2 protein-coding genes are annotated in these 1,661 nt (G+C 47.7%); both read right to left on the bottom strand.

The window, feature by feature from the left end; all coding sequences use genetic code 11:
• Positions 1 to 306 precede the first annotated feature (306 nt).
• Positions 307 to 843, bottom strand: coding sequence for a hypothetical protein (locus F6K51_RS36840; RefSeq protein ID WP_293031012.1), 537 nt, complete (start codon positions 841 to 843; stop codon positions 307 to 309).
• On the bottom strand, positions 800 to 1,306 hold the full coding sequence (locus F6K51_RS36835) for a hypothetical protein (RefSeq protein WP_293031009.1): 507 nt from the start codon (positions 1,304 to 1,306) through the stop codon (positions 800 to 802). Before F6K51_RS36835 ends, F6K51_RS36840 begins: the two co-directional genes overlap by 44 nt.
• Positions 1,307 to 1,661 lie beyond the last annotated feature (355 nt).

Here is a 1,661-nt window from a genome sequence, read left to right as displayed (position 1 = left end):
GATAGCTTTACGGCTGTTGGCCAATTCCGTTGCTAGCCACTGCCCACCCTACGATTAATTTCCCTCCCCATCACCCCATCACCCCATCACCCCATCTCCCCATCCTTACAAGGGTACGTTTTTAAGATTCATCCAGAACTAAAGACATGAACTTGTGCTGGGGAGGCTGAAAAATCAGGGACAAAACTCCCGATGGGCAAAGGTTCCCCCTTAAATGCCGCCGCTAAAATTCTAATTAGTCCTCGCCGGAAACAACTGAGTTTTCGAGGTGCACTGGTCTTCAATGATTTAGGAGATGAACTTTCCTCAGACTCCGATACGAGATTGACCAGTGCTATTGTCCATAGGCTGGGCCAATTGTAAACTGCTAGCTAATAGCTTGTCGTCAGCTTTTCCGCCGACACTGACTAACCATAACGTCGCTACTGCTATCGCCAACCATACTCGTTCTGCTCGCTTGGGATCACTGATCCTGGTCAGATGCCACTGTAGTCCGCCGCGCTTGATATCTTTGAACATACACTCAATCCAACTGCGCATGCCATACCACAAGATTTCAGCTTGGTCTGGCTCTAAGTCTGTCAGAATTAACCATGGGTCGCTGTAGTCTTCATCCCACCGAGCCAAAAGGGTGCATTGGAGTGAGTTATTTTTGAAACAAGTGATCATCCCTGCCCAAGACTGACCCAGTGCAGTGATCAATCCTTTGAGTGGCACAAACCCACAGGAGAGCTTGCTCTGATAGTAACCTTGAGCATTGATGCCCATGAACGGATGCCATTGCAGGGCAACAATTGCCTCATAGAACCACCGGAGCATACAAGCGATTGTCAGTGGTGACAACCACACACCCTACTGAGGGAATCCCAGGCTGAAGATGCTCAAATAACTTCAACCAGTAAGGTGGCCAGCAACATGTGTTTTTGGCAACGATTACTTTCCACGCCACTGGTATGCCACAACCTCTATAAACCACGCAAACCACTAACAAGGTGAAGCGATCTCCCAGTGTTGAGGCATCTGCAGCTAACACGATGTTTTTGTGATCCGTTGGCCACCAACTTAAGATCCATTGCAACAATGGTGCAAAACTCGCGGTTACATCCAGTTCATTACGTTTTCTACCACCTATATCACTACGCTCCTTATACCATTCTCGTAATTGCTGTCTGACCGTGAACTCTTGCTTATCAAGCAGTTGTGCCAGAAAAGCTGATACGGTTGATAACCCACAACAATGGGTGATAGCGTACCCATTGCGACCCATACTCAACACTGCAGCTTGGGGTTTGGTTAAATGAGGCATTTTGCTGGTTACTATTCAACGCCCGTCCTTGTAAGCTATTGGGCAATCAGTCATAGCTTATATTCGATCACTATTATGATCGCAAGCCATTACCCCTTTGGTGCAATGTTGACCATCCTACTCCCTGGATTCTTGCAGCTGTTGCCCAAGCCAGGTAAGGATTTGATTTGAATCAGCCATCCCTACTCATCACAGCTTGACTCCTAGGCATGATTAATTCTCAATTTTAAGGCAGTAGCTCCAGAAATATTAAAAACGTACCCTTGTAAGGATGGGGAGATGGGGAGATGGGGAGATGGGGAGATGGGGAGAGAATCGTAGGGTGGGCAGTGGCTACGGGGGGAAATTGACAAGC

The sequence above is a fragment of the Moorena sp. SIO3I8 genome, from assembly GCF_010692325.1.
Classification (GTDB): Bacteria; Cyanobacteriota; Cyanobacteriia; order Cyanobacteriales; family Coleofasciculaceae; genus Moorena.
The sequence above is the reverse complement of the archived record's forward strand: the minus strand, read 5'-3'. Positions and strand labels throughout refer to the sequence as shown.